The 24,344-nt window shown below is 61.5% G+C and carries 16 protein-coding genes, 1 tRNA gene and 1 pseudogene; 10 read left to right on the top strand and 8 right to left on the bottom strand.

Going from position 1 to position 24,344, the window contains the following annotated elements:
* Window positions 1–326: 326 nt before the first annotated feature.
* The 7 genes from gpmI (at window position 327) to QZ498_RS07545 (ending at window position 8,771) form a co-directional block, all read left to right on the top strand.
* Complete coding sequence (gene gpmI / locus QZ498_RS07575) at window positions 327–1,844, top strand: 2,3-bisphosphoglycerate-independent phosphoglycerate mutase (protein WP_294621231.1); 1,518 nt, start codon at window positions 327–329, stop codon at window positions 1,842–1,844.
* A complete protein-coding gene (locus tag QZ498_RS07570; RefSeq protein WP_294621230.1) occupies window positions 1,841–2,983 on the top strand; it encodes a peptidoglycan DD-metalloendopeptidase family protein in 1,143 nt (380 codons plus the stop codon). The genes gpmI and QZ498_RS07570 overlap by 4 nt, the downstream gene beginning before the upstream one ends.
* Before the next feature lie 7 nt (window positions 2,984–2,990).
* Window positions 2,991–4,334 carry a S41 family peptidase gene (locus QZ498_RS07565; protein ID WP_294621229.1) on the top strand — a complete coding sequence of 448 codons (1,344 nt, stop codon included), beginning with the start codon at window positions 2,991–2,993 and terminating at the stop codon, window positions 4,332–4,334.
* 231 nt (window positions 4,335–4,565) lie between these two features.
* A complete protein-coding gene (locus QZ498_RS07560) occupies window positions 4,566–6,284 on the top strand; it encodes a chloride channel protein (protein WP_294621228.1) in 1,719 nt (572 codons plus the stop codon).
* A complete protein-coding gene (locus QZ498_RS07555; protein ID WP_294621226.1) occupies window positions 6,271–7,323 on the top strand; it encodes an ABC transporter substrate-binding protein in 1,053 nt (350 codons plus the stop codon). Before QZ498_RS07560 ends, QZ498_RS07555 begins: the two co-directional genes overlap by 14 nt.
* A 53-nt stretch (window positions 7,324–7,376) precedes the next feature.
* Entirely contained in the window at window positions 7,377–7,859 is a 483-nt protein-coding gene (locus QZ498_RS07550) for an RNA pyrophosphohydrolase (protein WP_294621225.1), read from the top strand.
* Window positions 7,860–8,111: 252 nt separating this feature from the next.
* Window positions 8,112–8,771 carry a hypothetical protein gene (locus QZ498_RS07545; RefSeq protein ID WP_294621224.1) on the top strand — a complete coding sequence of 220 codons (660 nt, stop codon included), beginning with the start codon at window positions 8,112–8,114 and terminating at the stop codon, window positions 8,769–8,771.
* A gap of 214 nt (window positions 8,772–8,985) precedes the next feature.
* On the opposite strand, the gene QZ498_RS07540 is transcribed toward QZ498_RS07545, so the two are convergent.
* The 5 genes from QZ498_RS07540 to QZ498_RS07520 all read right to left on the bottom strand — a co-directional run bounded on the left by QZ498_RS07540 (window position 8,986) and on the right by QZ498_RS07520 (window position 15,597).
* Window positions 8,986–10,299: a lytic murein transglycosylase gene (locus QZ498_RS07540; protein WP_294621223.1), complete on the bottom strand. Its 1,314-nt coding sequence runs from the start codon at window positions 10,297–10,299 to the stop codon at window positions 8,986–8,988.
* A 135-nt stretch (window positions 10,300–10,434) separates the two neighbouring features.
* Window positions 10,435–12,690, bottom strand: a complete 2,256-nt coding sequence (gene rnr, locus QZ498_RS07535) for a ribonuclease R (RefSeq protein ID WP_294621222.1) — start codon at window positions 12,688–12,690, stop codon at window positions 10,435–10,437.
* A 48-nt stretch (window positions 12,691–12,738) separates the two neighbouring features.
* Window positions 12,739–13,740: a YcjF family protein gene (locus tag QZ498_RS07530; protein WP_294621220.1), complete on the bottom strand. Its 1,002-nt coding sequence runs from the start codon at window positions 13,738–13,740 to the stop codon at window positions 12,739–12,741.
* A gap of 1 nt (window position 13,741) precedes the next feature.
* A complete protein-coding gene (locus QZ498_RS07525; protein WP_294621219.1) occupies window positions 13,742–14,185 on the bottom strand; it encodes a GNAT family N-acetyltransferase in 444 nt (147 codons plus the stop codon).
* On the bottom strand, window positions 14,182–15,597 hold the full coding sequence (locus QZ498_RS07520) for a YcjX family protein (RefSeq protein WP_294621278.1): 1,416 nt from the start codon (window positions 15,595–15,597) through the stop codon (window positions 14,182–14,184). Before QZ498_RS07520 ends, QZ498_RS07525 begins: the two co-directional genes overlap by 4 nt.
* Before the next feature lie 113 nt (window positions 15,598–15,710).
* Between QZ498_RS07520 and truA the strand changes: the two genes are divergently transcribed.
* A complete protein-coding gene (truA, locus tag QZ498_RS07515; RefSeq protein ID WP_294621218.1) occupies window positions 15,711–16,478 on the top strand; it encodes a tRNA pseudouridine(38-40) synthase TruA in 768 nt (255 codons plus the stop codon).
* 57 nt (window positions 16,479–16,535) lie between these two features.
* Window positions 16,536–16,612: transfer RNA gene (locus tag QZ498_RS07510), tRNA-Arg, on the top strand.
* Window positions 16,613–18,308: 1,696 nt separating this feature from the next.
* Here QZ498_RS07510 and QZ498_RS07505 read toward each other — a convergent pair.
* Together QZ498_RS07505 and QZ498_RS07500 are read right to left on the bottom strand one after the other, a co-directional pair.
* Complete coding sequence (locus QZ498_RS07505) at window positions 18,309–20,270, bottom strand: acyltransferase family protein (RefSeq protein WP_294621217.1); 1,962 nt, start codon at window positions 20,268–20,270, stop codon at window positions 18,309–18,311.
* A 247-nt stretch (window positions 20,271–20,517) separates the two neighbouring features.
* Window positions 20,518–20,703, bottom strand: a pseudogene (locus QZ498_RS07500) (transposase); the annotation flags it as partial.
* Window positions 20,704–20,900: 197 nt separating this feature from the next.
* On the opposite strand from QZ498_RS07500, the gene QZ498_RS07495 reads away from it, so the two are divergent.
* A complete protein-coding gene (locus tag QZ498_RS07495) occupies window positions 20,901–21,254 on the top strand; it encodes an HGGxSTG domain-containing protein (RefSeq protein ID WP_294621216.1) in 354 nt (117 codons plus the stop codon).
* A 214-nt stretch (window positions 21,255–21,468) separates the two neighbouring features.
* Here the strand turns inward: QZ498_RS07495 and QZ498_RS07490 are convergent, their stop codons facing one another.
* Window positions 21,469–24,267, bottom strand: a complete 2,799-nt coding sequence (locus QZ498_RS07490) for a hypothetical protein (RefSeq protein ID WP_294621215.1) — start codon at window positions 24,265–24,267, stop codon at window positions 21,469–21,471.
* Window positions 24,268–24,344 lie beyond the last annotated feature (77 nt).

Raw genomic sequence — 24,344 nt, 5'->3', positions numbered from 1 at the left:
GCCAGTTTCCAATGCCTGACAAAACCACGCCGACAGCAGGTGGTCGGTGCGACCGCGACTTGAAGAAAAACACTCGTAGCGCCTTTCGCACTCCAAGCCTGAAGACGACCGCCTTCCGACTGCCCTCGTGGCGTTGCCGAGCATTGCGAAGAAGCCCGTCAGGGCTGATAAGCAGACTGGCCCTCCCCGGAACGGTTGCGCCTGCGGCCCGACGCCCCGGCCCGGTTCCAAAGCTGCGCATTTGCCCCTACATAACCTTGCGGCAAGGGGTTCACCCCGCCGCCGCGAGGCGCTAGAACCTCCGCAACCCGAGGCAGGAGCAGATCATGACCCCCCCGAAACCCGTTGTCCTGTGCATTCTTGATGGCTGGGGCCTCTCGGACGCGTCCGAGGCCAACGCCCCCGTACTTGCGCAGACACCGAACTTCGACCGGATCATGCAGACCTGCCCCAACGCCACCCTGATCACCCACGGCCCGGACGTGGGCCTGCCCCGCGGGCAGATGGGCAACTCCGAGGTAGGCCATACCAATATCGGCGCGGGCCGGGTCGTGGCGATGGACTTGGGGCAAATTGATCTCGCAATCGAAGACGGGTCGTTCTTCAAAAACGAAGCCCTGCAAGCCTTTGTTTCGAAATTGAAAAAAACAGGCGGCACCGCGCACTTGATGGGGCTGGTCTCGGACGGTGGCGTGCATGGGCACCTCAACCACATCCTCGCCGCCGCCAAGGCCATCACGGAGGCGGGCGTGCCCGTGGCCCTGCATGCCATCACCGATGGCCGCGATGTGCTGCCGCGTTCCGCTCGTCCCTTCTTGGAGGCATTGGAAGACGGTCTGCCCAATGGCGCCTGCGTCGCCACCGTCACAGGCCGCTATTTCGCCATGGACCGCGACAATCGCTGGGACCGCGTGCAGGAAGCCTATGAGGCAATGATACACGGCGAGGGCATCCGCGCCAAAGACGCCCGCACCGCCGTCACCAACGCCTATGCGCGCTCCGAATCCGATGAATTCATCGCCGCCACAGTTGTGGGCGATTATACCGGGGCCAAGGATGGCGACGGGTTTTTCTGCCTCAACTTCCGCGCCGACCGCGCCCGCGAGATCCTAAGCGCCATGGGCGAGCCGGGATTTGACGCCTTCGATGCAGGCCAACGCCCTGATTGGGCTGCACTTTTGGGCATGGTGGAATACTCCGACATGCATAACCATTTCATGGAAACGGTCTTCCCCGCCCGCGACATCGTCAACACGCTGGGTGAATGGGTGGCCAAACAGGGCAAAACACAATTCCACCTCGCCGAAACCGAGAAATACCCCCATGTCACCTTCTTTCTGAACGGCGGCAAGGAAGACCCCGAACCGGGTGAGGAACGCTACATGGCCGCCTCCCCCAAGGTTGCCACCTACGACCTGCAACCGGAAATGAGCGCGCCCGAAGTGACCGAACACTTCGTCAGCGCCATCGAAGACGGCTATGACTTGATCGTCGTCAACTACGCCAACCCCGACATGGTTGGCCACACCGGCGACCTGAAGGCCGCCATGGCCGCCTGCGAGGCGGTGGACGAAGGGCTTGGCAAGGTGCTTGAGGCCCTTCAGAAAGCGGGGGGTGCCATGATCGTCACCGCCGACCACGGCAATTGCGAAACCATGATCGACCCCGAAACCGGCGGGCCGCACACCGCCCATACCCTCAACCCCGTACCGGTGATCCTCGTGGGCGGGCCTGCGGGCGCATCGCTCAATCCAGGCCGTCTGGCCGACCTCGCCCCAACCCTGTTGCACCTCATGGGGCTGCCGCAACCGCCCGAGATGACCGGGGAGTGCCTGATCGCATGAAGCCACTGGCCGCATTCGCAGGGATCCTCATGGCCGGTGCCGTCGCCGCACAGGAACCCGCGGCCACGCCTGACCCTGCCGCAAATGCCCGCGCCGCCGCCGAACGACTGTCGCGCGCAGGCCAGATGCTGGACGATGCGCAAAGCGCACGCAATCGCGTCAAGGCCCTGTCGGAAACCGTCCGCGCCTATGAGGACGGGCTCGAAGCCATGCGCGAGGGCCTGCGCCGCGCCGCCATCCGCGAAGAAACCCTGACGCGCGACTTGCAATCGCGCGAGGATGACATCGCCCGCCTGCTCGGCGTCCTCATGGCCATGGGAGAAACCCCCGCCCCGGTGCTGCTTTTGCACCCCTCCGGCCCCGTTGGCACCGCCCGTTCGGGCATGATCGTGGCCGAGGTGACCCCGGCGCTCAACGCCCGCGCCACGGATTTGCGCGAAAGGCTGAACGAGGTCGCCATCCTGCGCAGCCTGCAAGAAACCGCCGCCGACACGCTGGCCAATGGCCTGCAAGGCGCACAAAAGGCCCGCACCGCCCTCAGCCAAGCCATCGCCGACCGTACCGACCTGCCGCGCCGCTTTACCGAAGACCCGGTGAAAACCGCGCTTCTGATCGCCTCGACCGAAACGCTTGAGGGGTTCGCAAGTGGGCTCAGCGAAATCGCGGTGGACGAAGCGCCCGGCAGCCTGCCGGGCATTGCCGACCGCAAGGGTGAGCTTCCCCTTCCCGTAGAAGGCCGCATCCTGCGCCGCGCGGGGGAACAGGACGCCGCGGGCATCGCCCGGCCCGGCATCGTCATGGCCACGCGGCCGCGCGCCCTTGTCACAACGCCTGCGCCTGCTACCGTTCGCTATCGTGGGCCGCTTCTGGATTACGGAAACGTGATCATCCTCGAACCGCAGGCCGGAATTCTGCTGGTGCTTGCAGGGCTCGACGTGGTCTATGGTGACACCGGCCAAGTGCTTCCCGGGGGAAGCCCGGTGGGCCTCATGGGGGGAACCACCCCCGCAGCAGATCTTGTATCCTCCGGCTCTGCACAAGAGACGGATGCCGAACGCAGCGAAACCCTCTATATAGAGGTCCGAGAAGACAACTCACCCGTGGACCCCGCCCAGTGGTTCCAGACAGACGAAGGATAATCGACCCATGAAGAAATTCCTGATGGCCGCAGTCGCCGGAACACTGGCTGGCATCGTCGTGACCACACAGGTCGCCGCACCCCTGCTGGCGCAGGAAGCCGAGAAGCAAACCAATGTCTATGAACAACTCGACCTGTTCGGCGATATCTTCGAGCGAATCCGCTCGCAATACGTCGAGGAAGTGGACGAGGCCGACCTCATTGAGGCGGCGATCAACGGTATGCTGACCTCGCTCGACCCGCACTCCAGCTACCTCAGCCCACAAGACGCCGCCGACATGCGCGTACAGACGCGCGGCGAATTCGGCGGTCTGGGCATCGAGGTCACGCAGGAAGACGGGTTCGTCAAGGTGGTCTCGCCCATCGACGGCACCCCGGCCGATAACGCAGGCGTCGAAGCGGGCGATTTCATCACCCATGTCGATGGCGAAAGCGTACTGGGCCTGACCCTCGACGAAGCCGTCGACAAGATGCGCGGCCCGGTGGGTAGCGAGATCGTCATCACCGTCGTCCGTGAAGGCGAAGCCGAACCCTTTGAGTTGTCGATCATCCGCGACACCATCAAACTGACGGCGGTGCGCGCACGCACCGAACAACAAACCGTGGTGCTGCGCGTGACCACCTTCAACGATCAAACCTACGACAACCTTGCCGATGGTCTGGCCGAGGAAATCGAAGCGGCTGGAGGAGCGGAAAACGTCAATGGCGTCGTGCTTGACCTGCGCAACAACCCCGGTGGCCTGCTGACTCAGGCGATCAAGGTTTCCGACGCCTTCCTTGAAGAAGGTGAAATCGTCTCGACCCGAGGGCGCAACCCGCAGGATGGCGAGCGCTTCAATGCCACCGAAGGCGACCTGATCGACGGCAAGCCGATGGTCGTGCTGATCAACGGCGGCTCGGCCTCGGCCTCGGAAATCGTCGCCGGCGCGCTTCAGGATCACCGCCGTGCGGTGGTCGTGGGCACCAAGAGCTTCGGCAAGGGCTCGGTCCAGACGGTCATGCCGCTGCGCGGTGATGGCGCGATGCGCCTGACCACATCGCGGTATTACACACCGTCGGGCCGGTCGATCCAGGCCTTGGGCGTTTCACCCGACATCGTGGTCGAACAACCCCGCCGCGCGCCGGAAAGCGAAGAGGATGAGGAAGGCACCACACCGCGTGCGCGCTTCGAAGCGGACCTGCGCGGCAGCCTCGACAACGACAGCCTGAGCGAGGACGAGGTCCGCCAGATCGAGGAGGAACAGGCCCGCGCAGAAGAGATCGCCAAACTGCGCGAAGAGGATTATCAACTGGCCTATGCCATCGACATCCTCAAGGGCCTCACCACCTTGAACGGCAACTCCAAGCAATAGCACCCGGAAAACCAGACAGGCGGCCCGCCCTCACCGGCGGGCCGCTCGTGTTTTCGGCACCGGGATCTCGGGTCCGCCTTCAGCGGGCCCCTCGGCGCCTGCGGCGGGCGGGGCGCGCTGCGCGAGCCTTGGTGTGGTGGCCTGCGTTGGGAGGCCTCCGGCGGGGATATTTGTGAACAGAAGAAGACCGGCGGCATTGCAAGGCTGCTGGACTTACGGAAGAGTGGCCAAATGGTGGCCGACGAACTTGACCACGCGCCCGAGGTGGCCCCGCCCGCGCAGCGTATGCTGATCCTGACGCTTTGTGCGCTCGGGATCGGAGGTGCGGCCTCCTTGGCGGCGATCGCGCTGATCGAGGCGGTGGAGTGGCTCAATCGGGTTTTGCTGATCGCGCCGCGCGCCCGGGTGCAATACGAGGACGCCGGGATAATCGTGCCGCTGGCGACCGTCTGCGTGCCAGCGATTGGCGGGCTGATCGTGGCGCTGATGCTGCGGTACCTGTCACCCCTAGGGCGGCCATTGGGGCCACCGGCGGTGATCCAGTCGGTGCAGTTCGAGACCCCGTTGCCGGACCTGCGCAGCGGTGTGACCTCCACGCTGGCGGCCATGGTGTCTATGGGGTTCGGTGCGTCGGTGGGGCAATACGGCCCGATGGTGTATCTCGGGGCGATGCTGGGCGGCGTGGTGCGGCGATTGCGCCTTGGGGTTCCGAACCTGCCCGCGATCGCCGTGGCATGCGGCGTCGCGGCGGCGATTTCCACCGCCTTCAACGCGCCGATCGCGGGTCTGGTCTTTGCCCATGAGGTAGTGTTGCGGCACTATTCGACACAGGCCTTCGCCCCCACCACCATTTCCGCCGTCACCGGCTATGTTCTGGCCAATGTCATATTCGAGCGGCCGGCGCTCTTTCTGGTGCAGTTCGAAGGCGTCCAGCACGGGCACGAGTTCCTTTTGTTCGGCGCACTGGGCGTGCTCTGTGCCGGGCTGGCGATTTTGTTCATGCGGCTGGTGCTGCGGATCACTGCCATGGCCGCTCAATCAGGAATTCCACAGGTATTGCGGCCCGCCGCGGCCGGGCTGGCGCTTGGGCTCACGGCGCTATGGCTGCCCGATGTGCTGGGCGTCGGCAAGGAGGCGCTGCGTTTTGCCACCATCGAAGGCGCCTTCGGGGCGGGCGAACTGGCGGTGCTCGTGGCGGCCAAGATCGCGCTGACCGCCCTATGCATCGGCTTTGGCTTCGCCGGGGGCGTCTTCAGCCCCGCACTCTTGATCGGCATCCTCTTCGGCGCGCTGTTCTGGACGGCGATCGACGGCACCGGCGCCCTGTCCACCTCGGGCATCGCGGTCTACGCGATCTGCGGGATGATGGCACTGACCAGCCCGGTCATCGGCGCGCCCCTCACAACCATCCTCATCGTCTTCGAGTTGACCCGCAACTACGACATCACGATTGCCGCCATGGTCTCGGTAGTGGTGTCGAACCTTATCGCGCACCGCGTCTTTGGCCGGTCTCTCTTTGATGTGCAACTGGCCCGCGCCGGGGCCGACCTCTCGGCCGGACGCGACCGCGCCCGCCTTCAGGCCATGCCCGTGTCGACCTGCCTGACCGGCGATATCATCGTCGCAACCCAAGACACGCCGGTCGACGAGATCCACGCCCGACTCGACAGCTCCCCTTGGTCCGAGGCCTACCTGACCGATAGCGACGGTCGCTTTACCGGGGTCTTGTCCCGAAGCGCCAGAAAACCGCACGTTCCAAACCTGCAATTTCATGACGGCACGACGGTACTTGAGGCCATGCAGGCCCTGCGCGGTTTTATCGGCGACGCCATCCCGGTTGTGCATCGCGATACCGGCACTCTCATCGGCGTGGTCTCCGAAGCCTCGGTCATCGAAGCCTATCTCGACATCTCCCAATCCCTGAGGCGCGAAGAAAATGCGGTTCTTTAGCGCCCTCGTCGCCGTCCTCGCCGCCCCCGTTCAGGCCGAAGACTTGACCGTCGTGACATGGGGCGGGGCCTATGAAGCCGCCCAGCAACAGGCCATCTTCGCCCCATTCACCGAAGCCACGGGCATCGACGTCACCACGGCCCGGTACGACGGTAGCCTGACGGCGCTCAAGGCCCGCGCCGCATCGGAAGGCTGGGACGTGATCGACATGCTGGAACCCACGGCCATTTCCGCCTGCGACGCGGGGCTTCTGGCGCGGCTTGACCACGCCGCGCTGACAGAAGGGCCCGCCGATTTCGCCCCGGCCAAACTCCGCGAATGTTCAATGCCGCAAAACGTCTTCGCCACGGTCATGGCCTATGACCCCGATGCCTATCCCGGCATCAAACCCACCAGCATCGCGGATTTCTTCGATACCACCCGCTTCCCGGGCAAACGCGCCATCCGCAAAAGCCCGGATGACATTCTCGAATGGGCGCTCCTGTCCGAAGGCGTGCCGCCGGCGCAGGTCTATGACCTTCTCAGCACCGACAGGGGCCTCCGGCTTGCCTTTCGCAAGCTCGATCAAATCCGCGAGCACATCATTTGGTGGCAGGATGCCGCCGACCCGCCTCGCCTTTTGACCGAAGGGCGCGCCAGCATGGCCAGTGGCTACAACGGGCGCTTTTTCGCCGCTCAGCAATCCGGCAAAGCGCTCAGCGTGGTCTGGGATGGGCGCATCATCGGGCATGAGGTCTGGAGCATAGCGAAAGGCACCGACGCGCCCGAGTCCGCCCGCGCCTTCATACGCTTTGCCACAAGGCCCGACAGCATGGCACGCCTCTCCGAGCGCATTCCCTATGGCCCCGCCCGGCAAAGCGCGCTGCCCCGCATCGGCTTGCAACCCGGCACCGGCATTCCGATGCGCGATCACCTTCCAAACGCGCCGCAACACGGGCCCAACTACCTCGTGCGCGACAGCCTTTGGCACAGCCACACCGCCGACCTGCGTAAACGACGGTTCGAGGCTTGGCTCGCGCGTGGCGGCGATGGCGGTTGACCCCGCGCGCGTCACACCGCATGAAAAGGCCAAAGCAACCCATGAGGCCGCCCATGACCCCGGAAGAAATCGCCAAACTGCCCTATCGGCCCTGTGTCGGGGTCATGCTGGTGAATGACCGCAATGAGGTCTTCGCCGGTCAACGTATCGACAGCGAAGCCCCCGCCTGGCAAATGCCCCAAGGCGGGATCGATCCCGGTGAAGAGCCTCGCGACGCTGCCCTGCGCGAGCTGTGGGAGGAAACCGGCGTGCCTTCAAACTTGGTGACGGTCGAGGCCGAAACCACCGAATGGGTGCCCTACGATCTACCGCATGACATCGTACCACGCATCTGGAAGGGCCGGTACAAGGGGCAGGAACAAAAATGGTTCCTGCTGCGCTTCCATGGATCCGACAGCGATATCAATATCGAAACCGAGCATCCCGAGTTTTCAGAATGGCACTGGATTGCGCCCAAGGATCTTCTGGATCAGATCGTACCCTTTAAACGCGTCGTCTATGAGCATGTTCTGTCCGAGTTCAAAGCGCGGCTCTAAGGCGTTTGCGCCCTTCGCCGGGGTCTCCCGCTACGGGCAAGAACCGCTTGGCCTTCTACTGGCAAGCCCTTGCCACCCGGCTTTCCCCGCCTGCCGCGCCGTGGCATGCTGACCGTGTCGATTGTTAAAGCGTTTCGCGAAAAACCTGAATCGCAGATTTTCGCGAAATGCAGCGCAACGCTCAATCGTTGCACGCGTTCCGCCTTCCGCTGATCCCTCAGGTCAAAGGCGGAACGCTTTAGAGGGCCTGTCATGAGTGATACCGCCACGTCTCGCCATCCGCTTTCCCCGAAAGCCGGTACTCACCATCAGATTCACAACGCAATGCTCGCAGTTGCCCGGTGGGGCCTGCGCGGGGTGATATCAAAACGCCCATTGCGGCCAGCCACCGGTCTTGCTGTCCTGTCGCTATGCAGCCTGGCCTTCGCCCCGGCCCATGCGCTCAGTTGCCTGCCCCATGATGTCGCCCGGACCTACGAACAGGCCGCCCAATCCGACAAGACCTATATCGTCGTTCATGGCACCCTGACCTTCGATGAGTCGCGCCTGCCGAAAACCGATTGGCAAAACCAGCAAAAGACACCGCCCGACACCCTGATCCCGGCACGGCTTGAGGGTAAATCGCTGACGCGGAAAGGGTTTGTCGCGCGTTTCAGCCGGCCGATCATGTTCAATGTCCAGTGTCTTGGCCCTTGGTGCGCCAGTGCCAAATCCGGAACAGACTACCTTGCCTTTTTGCGCAGAACCGGCGCGCCATCGGGCTTGGGTGCAACAGGCCAATCCGCGTCCGGCGTCAGCTATCAACTCGACATCAACGCCTGCGGCGGCATGGGGTTTGCGGCTCCGTCCAAAGAGGTGCTGGAAACGGTGGTTGACTGTTTCCGGGGTGGCCCCTGCAAGCCACAACGTTGACCCCTCCTGATCGGTCTTGCCGTTGCCCGATATCCATGCCCTTCGCCTCCGTGGTTCCGAACCTGCGCAGGATCAGGCTGGCACGATCATCTTGCCAAAGGGTGAATCCGGGCGCGCGGTGGCCCGTTTCCCCGCGTTTCGTACGAAACTTTTCCGGCACACCCTTGTTTTCGTACGAAATCAGAGGGGAAAGCGTACGACTCGTACAAAATCCTTAGCGGCGGCGCAGGTGTCCCAGAACCGTCTGACTGGGGTGCCCGTCGGCCTTTACACCGATTGAGCGTTGGAAGGCCTGAATCGCGCCCACCGTGTTCGGCCCGATCAAACCGTCGATCTTTTCGACGGCAAAGCCCTTTCGTTTCAACCGGCGCTGAAGTTCCTTTTTCTCGTTGAAGCTCAGGGGCTTATACCCACGCGGCCAACTTGCCTGAATCGGCGGGCCACCCTTGATCCGGTCCGAAAGATGCCCCACCCCGATCACATAGGCATCGGCGTTGTTGTACCGTTCAATGACCCGGAAGTTGTCGAACACCATGAAGGCCGGTCCCCCCGTCCCCGCCGGAAGCATGATCGAGGCCTGCCCAAAATCTCGTATGGGTTCCCCATCCATCCCCACAACACCTTGTGTCGCCCAATAAGACGGCATCGCCGTGTTGCTGCGTTTCGCACGCCCCGGGCTAAACCCGCGCGGCACCCGCACTTCAACGCCCCAAGGTTGCCCCTTGGTCCAGCCAAAGCGTTTCAGGTAAGCCGCCGTCGAGGCCAAGGCATCCGTCGGATCATCCGACCAGATGTCGCGTTTGCCATCCCCGGTGAAATCCACGGCATAGGCTTCGTAGGAAGTCGGGATAAACTGCGTATGGCCCATGGCCCCGGCCCATGACCCCTTCATATTGCCCGGCGTCACATCCCCGGACTGCAGGATTTTCAAAGCCGCAACCAGTTGAGATTCAAAGAATTTTCCACGCCGCCCATCAAAGGCCAAGGTCGCGAGGGACTCGATCACGGGCAATGTTCCACGCCTGTCTCCATAGGAGCTTTCCATCCCCCAGACGGCCACGACAACCTCTTTCTCGACACCATAGCGCCGCTCGATCGCATTGAGCGTCCGGCTATGACGACGCAGCATTTGCTGCCCGTCGCGCACACGCACAGGGTTGGTTGCGCTATCGAGGTAATCCCAAATCTTCTTGGTGAATTCCGATTGGTTGCGGTCTTTCTGGATCACGCTGGTGTTGTAGCGGACGTCACGAAAGGCTTGGTCGAACACCCGCGAACTGATGCCTTGCGCCCGCGCGCGGCCCCGGAACCCATCAATCCACCGCTGGAACGCCCGGTTCGAGGTCGATACCTGAAGCACATTTGCATCGGCGCCCAAATCCGAGGGGCGCGCCACCGGGCGCAGACTGCTGACAGGTGTATCGATCACCATGATCGCCGCTTCGCTGATCAGCCCCGATCCCGGTCTCGCCTGTGGTCGCAAAGAGGTTTCGACCGGCGCGGCATGCGCCATTGTTACAGCAGACATGGCCACAAGTGCGGACCAAACACCACCATTTGGCATTGCTCGACCCCTTTGTTTCTGGGTTTTAGGCCATGGTAGCGCGAATATTCTCGAATCGAAAGAAAACTTACCAACCGCCGCGAAACATCGCCGACTTGCCTAGCGGCGGCTTCGCTTCACCTTGCGTTTGGTCTTATCAGCCTTCCTTTTGGCCTTGGCCTGCTTGCGTCGGGGCGGCTTGCCCCGCCCCTTGGCTGGGCCGCGCGGCATCTTCTCGCCTTCGATGCTGATCAGCTCAAGCGCGATCCCGCCCGTCACCGGTGCCGCCTCCGATAGTTTCACCGTCACCCGCTGGCCCAACTGGATGGTCAGGCCCGTATCGTCCCCCATCAGCGTGCCGGCATCCCGGTCAAAATGGAAAAACTCCCGCCCCAAGGACCGCACCGGGATCAACCCGTCGGCCCCGGTTTCATCCAGCTTCACGAAGGCCCCAAACTTGGCGATGCCATTGATCCGCCCGGTAAATTCCTCGCCCACCCGTTCCGACAGGAAGGCAGCAAGATAGCGGTCGGTTGTATCCCGCTCGGCGGTCATCGACCGTCGCTCGGTGTCGGAAATATGCTGTGCCGTTGTCTCCAGTTTGTCGATATCCTGCGGGCGCAACCCGTCGTCGCCCCAGCCATGCGCCAGAATCAACGCCCTATGCACCACCAGATCCGCATAGCGCCGGATGGGTGAGGTGAAATGCGCATAGGCCTGCAATGCAAGGCCGAAGTGCCCGAAATTGCTGGGCGCATAATACGCCTGCGTCATCGACCGCAGGGTGGACATGTTGATCACTTCGGAATGATCGGTGTCCTCGGCGGCCTCTAGCAACGCATTGAGATGCGCGGTTTTCAGCACCTGCCCCTTGGCCAGCGTCAGGCCCGCCGCATCGGCCACATCGCGCAGGGTGTCCAGCTTCTCGGGCGAGGGTTCTTCATGCACCCGGAACAGCAGCGGCGATTTCTTGGCGATCAAGGTTTCGGCGGCGGCCACATTGGCCAGCACCATGAATTCCTCGATCAGCTTATGGGCATCCAGACGGTCGGCGAAATTCACCGACAGAACTTTGCCCTCCTCGCTCAGGATCACCTTGCGCTCCGGCAGGTCCAGATTGAGCGGCTGCCGCCGCGCGCGGGCCTTTTCAAGCGCCCCGTAGGCACCGTAAAGCGGGCGGATCACATCCTCCATCAGCGGGCCGCATTGCTCATCCGGCTCCCCGTCCATGGCGGCCTGTACCTGTTGGTAATTAAGGGACGCCGCCGAGCGCATGAGCCCGCGCACAAACCTGTGCCCCACCTTTTCGCCATTCGCGGCAATCTGCATCCGCACGGCGATACAGGCACGCGGCACCCCTTCGTGCAGCGAACACAGGTCACCCGACAGCCGATCCGGCAACATCGGCACCACGCGGTCGGGGAAGTAACTGGAATTTCCGCGCTTGCGGGCCTCACCATCCAATGCACTACCGGGCGTGACGTAATGCGCCACATCGGCAATCGCGACCCAGATCACATAGCCGCCTTCGTTCTTGGGGTCGTCATCGTCATGCGCCCAAACCGCATCATCGTGGTCGCGGGCATCGCTTGGGTCGATGGTGACAAGCGGCATATCCCGCATATCCTCGCGCCCCTTGAGGCCCGCGGGTTTCATGCGGTCGGCCTCGGCGATCACCTCGTCTGGGAAATCATCGGGAATCCCGTGCTGATGAATGGCAATGAGCGACACCGCCTTGGGCTCTGACGGGTCGCCCAACCGCTCCACCACCCGCGCGCGCGGCAGGCCCATCCGGCCCTTGGGGCCGGATTGTTCGGCCTCGACCAACTCGCCATCCTTGGCGCCGCCTGTGGCATCCTCGGGCACCTGCCATTCCTTGCCGTCGCCCTTGTCGATGGGCACGATCCGCCCGCCTTCCGAGCGCTTGCGGAATATCCCCAGCACCTTGCGCGGGTTGGCCCCGATCCGGCGAATAAGCCGCGCCTCGTAATGGTGATCCTCGCCCTTCACCTCTTGCAGCCGGGCCAAGATACGGTCGCCCTCGCCAAGTGCCGGATCACTGGCACGCGGGATCAACAGTACAACAGGCTCTACGCCCTCGCCCTGCCATTCCAAGGGCTTGGCCAGAAGCTCCCCGTCATTTGTCATGCCCGAAACCTGCAACACGCTCACCGGCGGCAGTTTGTCCGGGTCGCGATAGGTCTTCTTGCGCTTCTCAAGATGGCCACCTTCCTCAAGCTCCTTGAGGATACGCTTGAGGTCGATCCGCGCAGCGCCCTTGATGCCAAAGGCCTTGGCGATATCGCGTTTCGAGGTGAGGGTCGGGTTATCCGAAATCCATTGCAGGATTTCGTCTTTGGAGGGCATTTGGCTCATAGCTTTGGCCTAACACGAATGATGAACGGGGGCCATTGCCGAAACGCATCATGCGGCCCGGCCAAACAACCCGGTCAGCGCGCGTTTGACCAAGCCGGTGACCGAGGGCCGCTTGCCCCGCGTGAACGGCAAGGGGCGGCAGACCTCCATCGCGGCCACGCCAACGCGGGCGGTCAGCGCACCGTTCACCACCCCCTCACCAAAGCGGCGCGAGATTTTCGACAAAACCCCGCCCCCCGCGACCGAACCGATCAGGTCATCGCCCACGGCGACGGCCCCGGTGGCCACCAAATGGGTCATCACCGCCCGCGCCAAGCGCCAACTGCCAAGAGTACCGGACCGCCCGCCGTAGATCTCGGCAATCCGCCGGATCATCCGCAGGTTTGACGTTAATGCGGCCACCACATCGGCCAAGGCCAGTGGCACAACAGCGGTCACCGTTGCCACTTGGCGGGCGGCGGCTTCGATCTCACGCGCGGCGGCGGCATCCAAGGGGGCCAGAACCTCCGCCTCGGCCAAACCCAGAAGGCCAGAGGCATCGAATTGATCGCCCTGCAACTCGGCCAGTTTATCGCGGCCCCAACGGGTATCCTCCCGCCCCTTGTAAAGCGCGTTGAGGTCGCGGACCACGGCGCGCGCCTTGGCCAAATCCTCTTCGCCAAGCGCCTCCTCGGCCTGCCGGTGCAAACGGTCCATCCGCGACAGCCGCGAGAACGCCGCCAACTCCTTTAGCGCGATGACCAGCAAGACCACGACGAAGGCCGCGATCAGGCCGGTTATGGCATAGCCCAAAACAGGCGAGCGCGCGATCAACCCGGTGACGAAATCCCACGCGGCCACCGAAATAACCGCGCCCAAAATGGTCAGCAAAAGCCCCCAAAACAGCCTCGCCAAACGCGACGGGCGGCGCGCCGCCAAGGTCGCCACCGTCTGCATCGCACGCCCCTCGGGCGGCACCGGCATTTCGGGGTCGGGCACGGGCGGCGCGCTATCCGGCCTCGCTGCGGCCTCCTTGCCTTCCAAATCAATCAGGATCGGCCCCTTGGTCATGTCAAAGCGCCTCCTGCGCGTGCCAGATCATCCGCAAATCCGGCAAGTTCTCATCATTGCCCGCACCGATACCGCGCCCGGCCTCGGCAAAGCCTTCGCGCGCATAAAACGCCCAAGCGCCCCGGTTTTGCTGCAAAACGTATAAATCCAGATGCCCCACCTCGGCCTTGGCTTCCTGCAAAAGCGCATGTCCCACACCGCGCCCCTGCGCCTTTGGGTGGACATAAAGCGCATGGATCCGGCTGTCTTCGCGCACGATAAACCCAACGGGGCGCGCGCCCTCATAGGCCACCCGCACCCAGCCCCGCCGAAGGACCGTGCAGATCATCCGCAGATCGGTGAAACGCGAGCGAACTTTCGGCAACCACGCCGTGCCGCGCGTGAAGGCCCACAAGATCGCCAAAAGCCGCGGCACATGGCCGATATGCCCCTGCCCCAACCTCATAGCTTGTCCCCGATCAGGAACTGCGCCGCCCGATCCAGCCGGATATGCGGCGGCCCTTCCCCGGGCCTGAGCGACAGCTTGGCAGGCGCGAAATTCATCACCTCGTAATCCGCATCCAGCCATTTTTCCGCCCCCTCCCGCGCTGGCCCCAAAAGGCGCGCGGGGTCTTGCGGCAGATCACCGGGATAAAAGGCCGCTTGTTTGCCGCTGCTCAACAGCCGCCCGCGCACGCAGTCCAAGGGCGTGCCATCATGGTCGATGGTTTCCTCGACCGTGGCGCGCAGCGCGGCCAATGCCATGGCCTGTGTCTCGGCCCCGGCAAAATCCGCCCGGTCGCGGGCATCGCGGGTCAGGGCCGCCATGATGTTGGTCAGGCGGGCGTGTTGGCTGTGATGCAGATGGTCGGCCTTGGTGGCGGCAAACAGGATTTTTTCCACCCGCTGCCCCAGCAAAAGCCGCGACAGAAAGGCGTTCTTGCCGGGCCGGAATGCGCCCAGAATCTCCGCCATGGCGCGGCGCATGTCCTCCACCGCCTGCGGGCCACTGTGAATGGCCCCCAAAGCATCGACCAGAACAACCTGCCGGTCGATCCGCGCGAAATGATCGCGAAAGAAGGGTTTGACCACCTGCGCCTTATAGGCCTCGAACCGACGCTCCATCTCCCGCCACAGGGACTTGCGCGGCGGGCTGTCGGGCGCGGGAAGTGGTGCAAAGGTGATCGCGGGAGAGCCCGCCAAATCCCCGGGAAGCAAAAAGCGCCCCGGCGTGCAGTCATAAAATCCGGCCAGCCGCGCCTCCTGCAAGTATTCGGTAAACCCCCGCGCCAACCCCTGCGCCACGGGTTCCTCCAACTTGCTGGCCGCATCGGCGGCCTTGGCCTGCGCCAAATAGTCCTCCGACTGAGGGCGCGCCTCGATCCGGGTCAAAACTTCCTCGGACCACTGGGCATAGGTCTTGTCCAAGAGCGCCAGATCAAGCAGCCACTCGCCGGGGTAATCCACGATATCCAGATGCACGGTGCGCGGCCCCGAAAGCCCGCCCAAAAGCCCCGTGGCCTGCACCCGAAGCGACAAACGCAGCTCCGACACCGCCCGCGTGCTTTCGGGCCAACGGGGGTCTTGCCCGGTCACGGCAGCCAAATGCGCCTCGTAATCGAAACGCGGTACCGTATCGTCGGGCTGTGGCTGCAAGAAGGCCGCGCTAATCCGGCCATCGGCGGCGGCGACAAGCCCCGGCATCCGCCCCCTGTTCATCAAATTCGCAACAAGCGAGGTGATGAAAACGGTTTTTCCCGCACGGCTGAGCCCCGTGACACCCAGCCGGACAACCGGCTCAAAGAATGTCTCCGACAGGGTGTCGGTCACATTCTCGACCCCGCGTGTCAGGCCATCGGCGATATCGGTGATGATCAAAAGACCTGCCCCCTTGCCCGTCTTGCCTTGAAGATAGCCACGCAACCCGCGCGATACCAGAGGGGAGCTTTGGGGGATTGTTCCCCCATCCGCGCCACGCTAAATGCCCCGCTATGCCCAGATACGCGCTCAAAGTCGAATACCACGGCGGCCCCTTCGCAGGCTGGCAGCGGCAGGCCGACCAGCCTTCAGTGCAAGGCGCGATCGAGGCCGCCTTGGCCAAGCTGGAACCGCGCGATCATACCATCGCCGCCGCAGGGCGCACTGATGCCGGCGTCCATGCCTTGGCGCAGGTGGCGCATTGCGATTTGGAGAAAGACTGGACACCTTTCAGGCTGTCCGAGGCGCTCAACTACCACCTCAAACCCGATCCCGTGGCGATCATCGATTGCGCACAGGTAGACGAGGATTGGCACGCCCGGTTTTCCGCCCTCGAACGGCGCTATTTCTTCCGCTTGCTGATGCGCCGCGCGCCAGCCACCCACGACAAAGGGCTGGTCTGGCAAGTGTCACAGCCTTTGGACGCCGACGCCATGCGCGCAGGGGCGGCCCACCTTATCGGGCACCATGATTTCACCACCTTCCGCTCAACCATCTGTCAGGCGAAAAGCCCGGTCAAAACCCTCGACGCGCTTGAGATTTCCGAGGCGCAAGGCCTCGCAGGCCCGGAAATCCATTTCCATCTGCGCGCCCGCTCCTTCCTGCACAACCAAGTGCGCAGTTTCGTGGGCACCTTGGAGCGGGTCGGGGCAGGCGCATGGGCACCCGAGGATGTGAAATGCGCGCTTGAGGCCCGCAACCGCGCCGCATGCGGCCCGGTCTGCCCGCCGTACGGCCTTTATCTGGCTGGCGTCGGCTACCCGGATGATCCCTTCGCCTGATGCCCGGCGATTTGCCTTTGATCTCAGCCCCAGACCCCGCTAAACGAAAACTCAAGCGGTCCCGTAGCTCAACTGGATAGAGCAGCTGACTTCTAATCAGCAGGTTCGGGGTTCGAGTCCTCGCGGGATCGCCATATAAATCAATGACTTAGGTCGGAATTTAGCGGCTCATCTGTTTGCGCGGGTGCCATATGGGTGCCAAAAATAATTATTCCAAGCCCGGAAAGCAGCAAAAGAATCTCGCATTCTCAAGCAGCTTACTCCCTTGGTTAGGCTCCACCGAGCTTGGTATTTTCGAAAGCCCATCGGGGTTACTTCAGCCCCTCAACACTTTGACCACGGACCAACCGCCACCCCCATCCCCCCGAAAACCGCCCCCTGCGGCTTGCTCAGACCCCTTGGTTGATCGAACGGCAGATTTTACGATGGATAGTTCTGTTTGGGTCTTGCGTGGCGGAGGCTGCGCTGTCTCTCTAGCCCAGCTTCCAAGGTCCGCGTAACAAATACCATGATCCACGGTCCGTGGCCCAAGGGCCTGACGTCATACACCAATGCCCAAGAACTGCTATCCGTGGCCCGAGGCGCGTGCAGCAAGTTCCTCGGACCTTGGAGCTGGGTGCTGCTGTAGCATGTGTTGCCTGTTGAGGGGTTACTTGGGCCGTTTGCCACCCAGCCACGGACCAATGGGCGCCCCCCCCCATCCCCCCCTAAAGCGGCGCCCCTGCGTCTGGAGAACGCCCTTGGTTGATACGAGCGCAGGTACAGCTATCGGTAATTTCATTTGGTGTTTGGAAGAATCCTCGACCAAGGTCCTTGGCCCGTGGTCCGTGGGACGATGTGTTTGGGCCGAGGTGCGGGGATAGAGGTCGGAGAGGCTTGGTTGTGGGTTGAGGTCCAAGATGAAGGCTAGCAGCTCTGAGGTCCAGAGAAGACGCCGCAAGGTCCGTGATACGTGGTCCGCGCAGCTTGGTCCACAGGGCTGGGGCCTTGCGCCTTGGCATAATAATCTTCCATATGCCGCGGCGGAGTGCGTATATGACGACAACAAGTCGGTACACTCAAGGTGCCACAAGATTTTAACCATTTGGTAAATCTGCGCCCCTATAGTCTTTTTTTGTTAGGTTAGGTGAAACTTTGAGTTGAGAAAAAGTAAATACCCGCAGTTGCGAGATGTATTTTCTACGTTTTAGGTGTAGAACGATACACCTGAAGTAGAAAAAGTGTAGAACAGTTAAGTCATTGTACAGAAATGACAAAAAAGGGATTAAAAGGGATTTTCTACGTTTCTACGGCAAAATTGCCGATTGAGTGGTGGGACGAGTCGACACAACGAAAAACCCTACAGGCCGTTTTTTAGAATGAACCAAGAACAACTATCCGTGGACTGACACGCAAAGACCGCGGGGCCCTGACGGGTGGGGAAAGGGGGGTTGCGTTACCGCTTCGAGGCCCCAGCCGCAAGTTACTGCTTTTGCTTACCAGCGACCAATTGGTGCAGTGAACGAGTTGCGGGCAGCTGAAGCCTTGGCTTTTGGTACGTGGACCTGAATTGGCGGACACTCCAAACCGCCCGTTGGAAGTTGCTCGGTTGTTGAACGAAAAGAACCGGATAGTTAAGGTATTGCAGCATTATTCCGTTCCAGAACTCAATCAAGAAAGTTAGTGCGTGTATTTTATGGAATAGCCCGCCCCTCCCGTTGGTACCAGAGTATGGTGCTGTTGTTTCAGAGAGGAAGGTGTAGCGCGCGCCCTGCCCGATCATATCCGCGCGGTCTGGCCCAGGCGGATCAAGATCGACCCCACAGGTAGGCGCCGCACCCATTCGGGCCTTCAATCACGCCGTGGCAGGTCCTTGAGCAACACGTCAAGCAGCAAGACGTTCCCGCGTGCCGACAAATGCGTGTGATCGGCATAAAGCGGATCGCCGTCGATCTCCTGCAGACAGGTCTCATAGGGGCAGAACACCCGGTCCGGCTCCACCAGCCGCGTGCCCATGTCCCGCGCAACGCGCTGCATCACGGCAATCGTGCGCCCGGCCTCGGCCTCGAAGGTCAGGCGCGTCGCCGGTGGACGTACCCGGCCAAAACGCATGTCCTTCAACATCGCATCCGGCACGGAATAAGGGTAATCGGGCACAGTGCCGATGATCGTCACGCTGTGCTTTTCGGGAATGCGGCGCAGCGTCTCGCGCAGGGCCAGGGCGAATCCGTCGAACGGATGAGCGCCGGTGCGCGCCCCGCTGTCATCCAGAAGTCCGACCGGGGCGGAATGCGTTCTTGTGACATTGCCATAGCCTTCGGCATAGAAGGGCCAGCGCGCAAACAGGATCACCTGCATCGGCGGCGCCTGGTCCAGATAGGCCAGGATGGCGCGATTGACGTTGCGACAACCCTCGGCCCCGGAATGATCGCGCACAACGCCAAACAGCGGCGCACATCCCGGCGTCGGCAAGACGTACCCGCCTTGATTGCTGCCATGCGCATAGGCATCGAAGGCCGGAACCGCGCTGTTGACCATGCTGTCGCCCCAGACTACGAAATCCGGCACCTCCGCGAGATTTCCGACGGGGCAGAAATCCGCGGGTTCGGTCTTTCCCCAGCAGTTCTGCCAGCGTGCATGATGCGCATCCCTCGCCGCCTTGATCCGAGCGACGGCCGCATCCTCGTCAAGATCGACCCGGTTCGCCTGCTGGTAAATATACCCTGTCAGCACCAGCAGGATCGCTGTCTGCACAGCAAACAACCGGTAAAGCCGCCCCTTGTGGTGGGCGGTGTCCCAACGCCGGACGGGCGCTTCGATCAGGTGGTGGGACAGCGCGCCCAGCCCAAGTGCCGCAAAGAACAGGCCGGTGCGGATCACATCCGTCATGTAGACGTCAACGTACTGCGCGAAAACGATCAGCGGCCAATGCCAGATATACGTGCCATAGGAAATCCGCCCGACATAGACCATCGGCCGCGTGCCCAGCACCCGCGCGGTGCGCGAGCTGGCAGGGTGCGCCGCATAAAGCAACAACGCCGTGCCCATGGCCGGCATCAGCGTGGCCCAGCCGGGATAGAGATAACTTTCGTCAATCAGACCCACAGGCGCGATCACCAGCACCAGCCCGACCAGCGCCAGCACAGGCCAGCGAGGCAGATGCGCAAATCGCTGCATTGCGATAAAGACCAGCGCACCAGCCGCCAGTTCCCACGCGCGGAAGAGAGAGGAAAAGAACCGTTCCTCGCGGTCATGGATCAAGTCGCCCGAAAACAGCGTCAGTGCAAGCGTCAGCACGAAAATCAACCCCAAGACCCGGGCGAACGCGGTCTGGCTGCGCTGAAGCAACAGCACGATCAAGGGCAGCACGATGTAGAACTGCTCTTCAATCGACAGCGACCAGGTGTGCAGGAATGGATTCTCGTGCGCCGAATAGTTGAAATAGCCTTGGCTGTGCAAGAGGTTGAAATTGTTGGTAAAGGTGATAGAGCCCAGAAAGTTGCGGAACAGCATGTCCAGTTCCGAGTGCAGGAATAGGGCCTGTGCTATCAAAGCCGTTACAAAAAAACACACGAAATAGGCCGTCGACAGGCGCCGAATGCGCCGGGCAAAGAACTCGGTCGCACTGTAGCTGCCGTCGCCGAGCTGCAGGTAAATCTGCCCGCAGATCAGGTAGCCCGACAACACGAAGAACACGTCGACCCCGACAAAGCCCCCCGCCATCGCCGGAAAACCCAGATGGAAAAGCAGCACGCTCGTCACCGCGACAGCGCGTATTCCATCCAGCTCTCTACGATAGCCAATCTGGCTCATCGGGTGCGCACCATCCGCTTGTCTGTGAAACCGACATCCCACAAGTGGCCTGCCGACTGCGGTTTCGCCTGAATCTGGTCGATTAGCAAGCCTTTTTCACGCCAAGTGGCCTCTGCGGTTGGTCCAACTGCTGGGACGTGGCAGATCAGACCGGGAAACCGTCGGCTCCTAACCCATAGGCGGAATTTTTCAGCGCATCGGGCAGACTTGTTCTGCCGCTTTCATTCAGTTTTGGCTTGGATCGCGGTCATGGGCATAGCGCTGGCGCTCGCAATCGGCGGATGGCGACGAGGATGGCGCGCACCATCGGACCGGTGAAGGCCACCTCGGCCAGTTGGAAGGTGATGGCGCGGGCGTGGCGCACGACGCGTGCCCCGATCTTAATCAGCTTCAGTTGCAGGCTGATCAACGACCCGCCGGCCATCGCCTCAGGACCCTTGCAAAGCGCAAGAAAGAGGCCACGGAACGTGAAGTCTGTTCCTTAGCTGTCGGCCACGTGCCGCGGACCGAGGAATTTGCCGTGCGTCCCGTGGTCCGGGGTACAAGGTTCTTGGAACTCGGCCTCTGCACTCAAATAAATATGTGTTATAGAGTAACACTCCGTAGAAGGGACCATGTCGAGGAGCTTTCATGTTCACCAAAGGCAATCAGATCGGCAAACCCACGCGCTTTGGGCCTGATTGGCCGGGCCGCCGCTGCGGGGCCAAAACACGGGCAGGCACACCGTGCAAAAAGGCCGCCATGAAAGGCCGGTCGCGCTGCCGCAATCATGGTGGATCGAGCACCGGACCACGGACCGAGGCCGGACGCGCGAGGATCGCAACGGCGCAGCTGAAGCACGGGCGGCTGACGAAAGAGGCGCGCGCTGAGGCAAAGCGGCGGGCTCAGGTCGGGCGGGAGATCCGGGCGGAGCTGCGCGACATTGAAGGTCTGGCCTTGGCTCGCGGTTGGTTGAAGCCGGGGTGGCGGGATCAATTTGATTAGACGTTAAGGCGCCGTTCCAACGGTCTTGTCAGCATGTTTTACCGGGAATGCCGGGTTTGTCGGGTTTATATCCAACTCTGCCCGTGGCTATATGCGCATCCGTTTAAAATTGATTTCCGTGTGACTGGAAATAAACCCGGTAAATCCAGTACTCCCGGCAGCGCCGCGCCACGCGGCCGGACATCTCCGATCCTCCGAACATACCAGCACCCTCTCATTCGAGCCCCTCAAACATATTCCACTGCCGCACGCCGGTTTTTTCGTTCTGCTGCTCAATCTCACAGCCATCATCATGCATGCACGCTCGCTCAGCATCCAAATCAGGGCGATCACTGATGACCCGATAAACACGGGTGTTGGTACGGGGATCGTGGCGTCCGGTCAGGCGAAGACCGTGAATGATACGGCCCTCGCGATATTTTAGAATTTTCCCAATACTTTTCACCGACACGCTCGCCCGATCACCACCAATATCTCGCAACGCAGAAGCAAGTGGAGTCTCAAAACCCTGAAACTCTGATGCGGCCTGAACTTCCTTCGCGTTGAATTCACTGTCATTAAACTTGGCCTTCAAAGCGTCCAGTAACGCAAACAAAGCATCTGCTACTGGATCTTCTGCCTGCGCAGCACGGATCAGGTCCATCGGATCTCCGAAAGCCATAGGCTCAAGCGTAGTATCCACCCACACGACGGTCTGCCGAACCAGATCATCCCAACCCTCAAAGGATGCAAGCCGTCCGGGTGCGCGCTCTTTTGCGTTTGCGTATCTTGCCCGGATCAGGGTACATGCCGCCGCCAACATCTTCACCCGGTTTTGGAGGACGTACTCCAATGGATCACACGCGAATTCACGGGCGAACGGTTGATCTGTCTCGGGATCAATCCGCGAAATGATGACGCGGCGCGGCAGGTCGCCAGCCAGACATAAATTGTTTCCAGTGAGGATAAGCATAGCTCTGTTCGGGATGCGAATACTCTCCGACTTCCCCAACACTCGATCCGCCATCGCTTCGCTGGTAATGAACGATGCCATACTGGCACTATCCAGTGTGCCCACGACATTGTTCCAGACAAGAGCACGTTTGCCACCCCGCAGGGCTGTGAATAAACGTTTCCGGGTTTCTTCGTCGTCACGGCCCTGCGTATGCGGCCATACTTCGGGGCTCCTGCCTTCGGTCAGCGCACCGATGCAAGACGCAAGCAAAGTCTTCCCACTGCCTTGAATTGGCGCATCAAACCCAAATGCCGGGGAAGTCGGGAGTACAGGCCGCACCGCTGCGGTTAGGAGCGCTGCGAGCAACGCGCCTTTTGCCTGCGGCGTTACAAATGGAAATTCCTTGAACGGCTCCAGCAGTATGGCAAGTGCCTCGTGCGCATCCGCGATAGTGGGAGCGACTGGAATCTTGGGCCCGTCGTCCTCTCCCGGATCATAGAGAAGCTTTGTTTTGCTGTCGTAGCCGGGTGTATCCAAGACGCTACCGTCCAGCCGGATCGTTGGAGCAGAAATTACGCCCTCAAGCTGTTTGAGGCCGCGGCGCTCGCCTAAAGAGATAATCATCTTCAATAGCGTAGCAGGTGGGTCCACATCGTTCTGACGCTCGCCATCACCCTTTTTTGTGGCGCGCCAGTACTGCGCTACACTGCCCAAATGGTGAGCTAACGTGTGTTCACACAAGGGGTGGGGGCGCCCTTTATCGACCAAGACGAGCTGGCCGCCGAAATCAAAGACAACGGGATCATTGCGTAAAAGATCCAATGTCTCTGTTGCAGCCTCGGCAGTGCGGCCCTTCACCAGTTGAACCCGCACGCGGGCGCGTTGCAGGTTGAAGGTCCTCCCCCCGCGCGCAAACGAATACAGAACGGGGCGTGCTTGCTTCAGATAAAGCCGACCTACGAGCCGGCCGCCATCATACTCAGGCTCCAAAGGATCCAAGGTCAAAGCGCCGTGATAGCGATCGCGATGCTTCAGCAGCATAGCAACCGAGACCATTTCAATCTTTGAGTTGACTTCGACCGGTACCACGAAATCACCCGCCAACACACTTGCTTCAAGAGCGTGACGTGCGATGCGCTCGGCTTCTGCAAATTTTTCAGGGTCTTCACGGTCCACACTTGTGAGCATCTCGTGCACACGCGCCGAGACCCACGCGTCTCGGACACTAGCAGCCTCATGTTCTACCACACTCTTCGCTGCTACCTGAAGTGCTGAAAGCTTTTTCCGTTCATCTGGTGTCAGCTCTGGCAAGGCGATTACTGTATCGATGATCTGCGCCGCGCCGGGAATGATGACAGGGGCGCCTCGCCGTTGATCAAGCCCTGCAGCACATGCCGCACCGCCCGCGAAATCGAAGCGGGAAGGCTGCCACACTGCTGCATCTACGTCCGTACGCGGCAAAAGCGAGCCGCATTTGCTAATCTTGATATATCCCCGGCCCGCCAACCAAAGACGGTCAAAAAGCGCTTTGCCTGCGCGAGGAATATCCTTCGCATCCTTCACCAGTATGTAGAGACGCTGACCCCGGACGCCGCGCAACTCTTTGTCATCAGCCCATATGCATGACGAAGCGGAAGACCACCACAGCATAGCAGCATCAGCCAAACCGGGTGCGGCAGCCTTTATCTCCCAAACGAGTTCATCACGGGTCAGCGGGTCACCCTCGTCGTCGGGATCATAATCCAACATCAAAACACCGAGACCATTCGGCCACTGGAAAGCATCGTTGGTACGTGTAGTCACCCCAGTGGGACTTCCAGCATCAGCGAACATTTTGCGGGTCACAACCCGCTCGGCCTCATTGATTGGCACCCCATAAATCAGGGCGTTCGCTGACGTAAGCGGTTTTAGGATCGCCGCCAAGTCTTCCAGAGATGCGATTTCTTTCACCTCGGCAGCACCCGTGATAAGGTTGCCTCCGGGTAGCGTTTTTAGATGACCATTGTCATCAAGCTCAAAGCCTTTTGATAGACGCGTAGGCTTGGTCGCGGTTACTATCGTTATGTTAGCCATTTTCATTCCTCAGGTGTTTGCCCAAGGCGCGCAGCGACGTCTCTGTAAATCGTCCATTCGGTGAACTCACGTTTTACCCGTCC

The organism is uncultured Roseovarius sp. (assembly GCF_913057115.1).
Classification (GTDB): domain Bacteria; phylum Pseudomonadota; class Alphaproteobacteria; order Rhodobacterales; family Rhodobacteraceae; genus Roseovarius.
This window is presented reverse-complemented; position numbering and strand designations above follow the sequence as displayed.

What these genes read in the sequence shown, in the direction of transcription:
- gpmI (WP_294621231.1), top strand. Translation starts at nt 327, where the DNA reads ATGACCCCCCCGAAACCCGTTGTCCTGTGCATTCTTGATGGCTGGGGC.
- QZ498_RS07570 (WP_294621230.1), top strand. Translation starts at nt 1,841, where the DNA reads ATGAAGCCACTGGCCGCATTCGCAGGGATCCTCATGGCCGGTGCCGTC.
- QZ498_RS07565 (WP_294621229.1), top strand. Translation starts at nt 2,991, where the DNA reads ATGAAGAAATTCCTGATGGCCGCAGTCGCCGGAACACTGGCTGGCATC.
- QZ498_RS07560 (WP_294621228.1), top strand. Translation starts at nt 4,566, where the DNA reads ATGGTGGCCGACGAACTTGACCACGCGCCCGAGGTGGCCCCGCCCGCG.
- QZ498_RS07555 (WP_294621226.1), top strand. Translation starts at nt 6,271, where the DNA reads ATGCGGTTCTTTAGCGCCCTCGTCGCCGTCCTCGCCGCCCCCGTTCAG.
- QZ498_RS07550 (WP_294621225.1), top strand. Translation starts at nt 7,377, where the DNA reads ATGACCCCGGAAGAAATCGCCAAACTGCCCTATCGGCCCTGTGTCGGG.
- QZ498_RS07545 (WP_294621224.1), top strand. Translation starts at nt 8,112, where the DNA reads ATGAGTGATACCGCCACGTCTCGCCATCCGCTTTCCCCGAAAGCCGGT.
- QZ498_RS07540 (WP_294621223.1), bottom strand. Translation starts at nt 10,299, where the DNA reads ATGTCTGCTGTAACAATGGCGCATGCCGCGCCGGTCGAAACCTCTTTG.
- rnr (WP_294621222.1), bottom strand. Translation starts at nt 12,690, where the DNA reads ATGAGCCAAATGCCCTCCAAAGACGAAATCCTGCAATGGATTTCGGAT.
- QZ498_RS07530 (WP_294621220.1), bottom strand. Translation starts at nt 13,740, where the DNA reads ATGACCAAGGGGCCGATCCTGATTGATTTGGAAGGCAAGGAGGCCGCA.
- QZ498_RS07525 (WP_294621219.1), bottom strand. Translation starts at nt 14,185, where the DNA reads ATGAGGTTGGGGCAGGGGCATATCGGCCATGTGCCGCGGCTTTTGGCG.
- truA (WP_294621218.1), top strand. Translation starts at nt 15,711, where the DNA reads ATGCCCAGATACGCGCTCAAAGTCGAATACCACGGCGGCCCCTTCGCA.
- QZ498_RS07505 (WP_294621217.1), bottom strand. Translation starts at nt 20,270, where the DNA reads ATGAGCCAGATTGGCTATCGTAGAGAGCTGGATGGAATACGCGCTGTC.
- QZ498_RS07495 (WP_294621216.1), top strand. Translation starts at nt 20,901, where the DNA reads ATGTTCACCAAAGGCAATCAGATCGGCAAACCCACGCGCTTTGGGCCT.
- QZ498_RS07490 (WP_294621215.1), bottom strand. Translation starts at nt 24,267, where the DNA reads ATGAAAATGGCTAACATAACGATAGTAACCGCGACCAAGCCTACGCGT.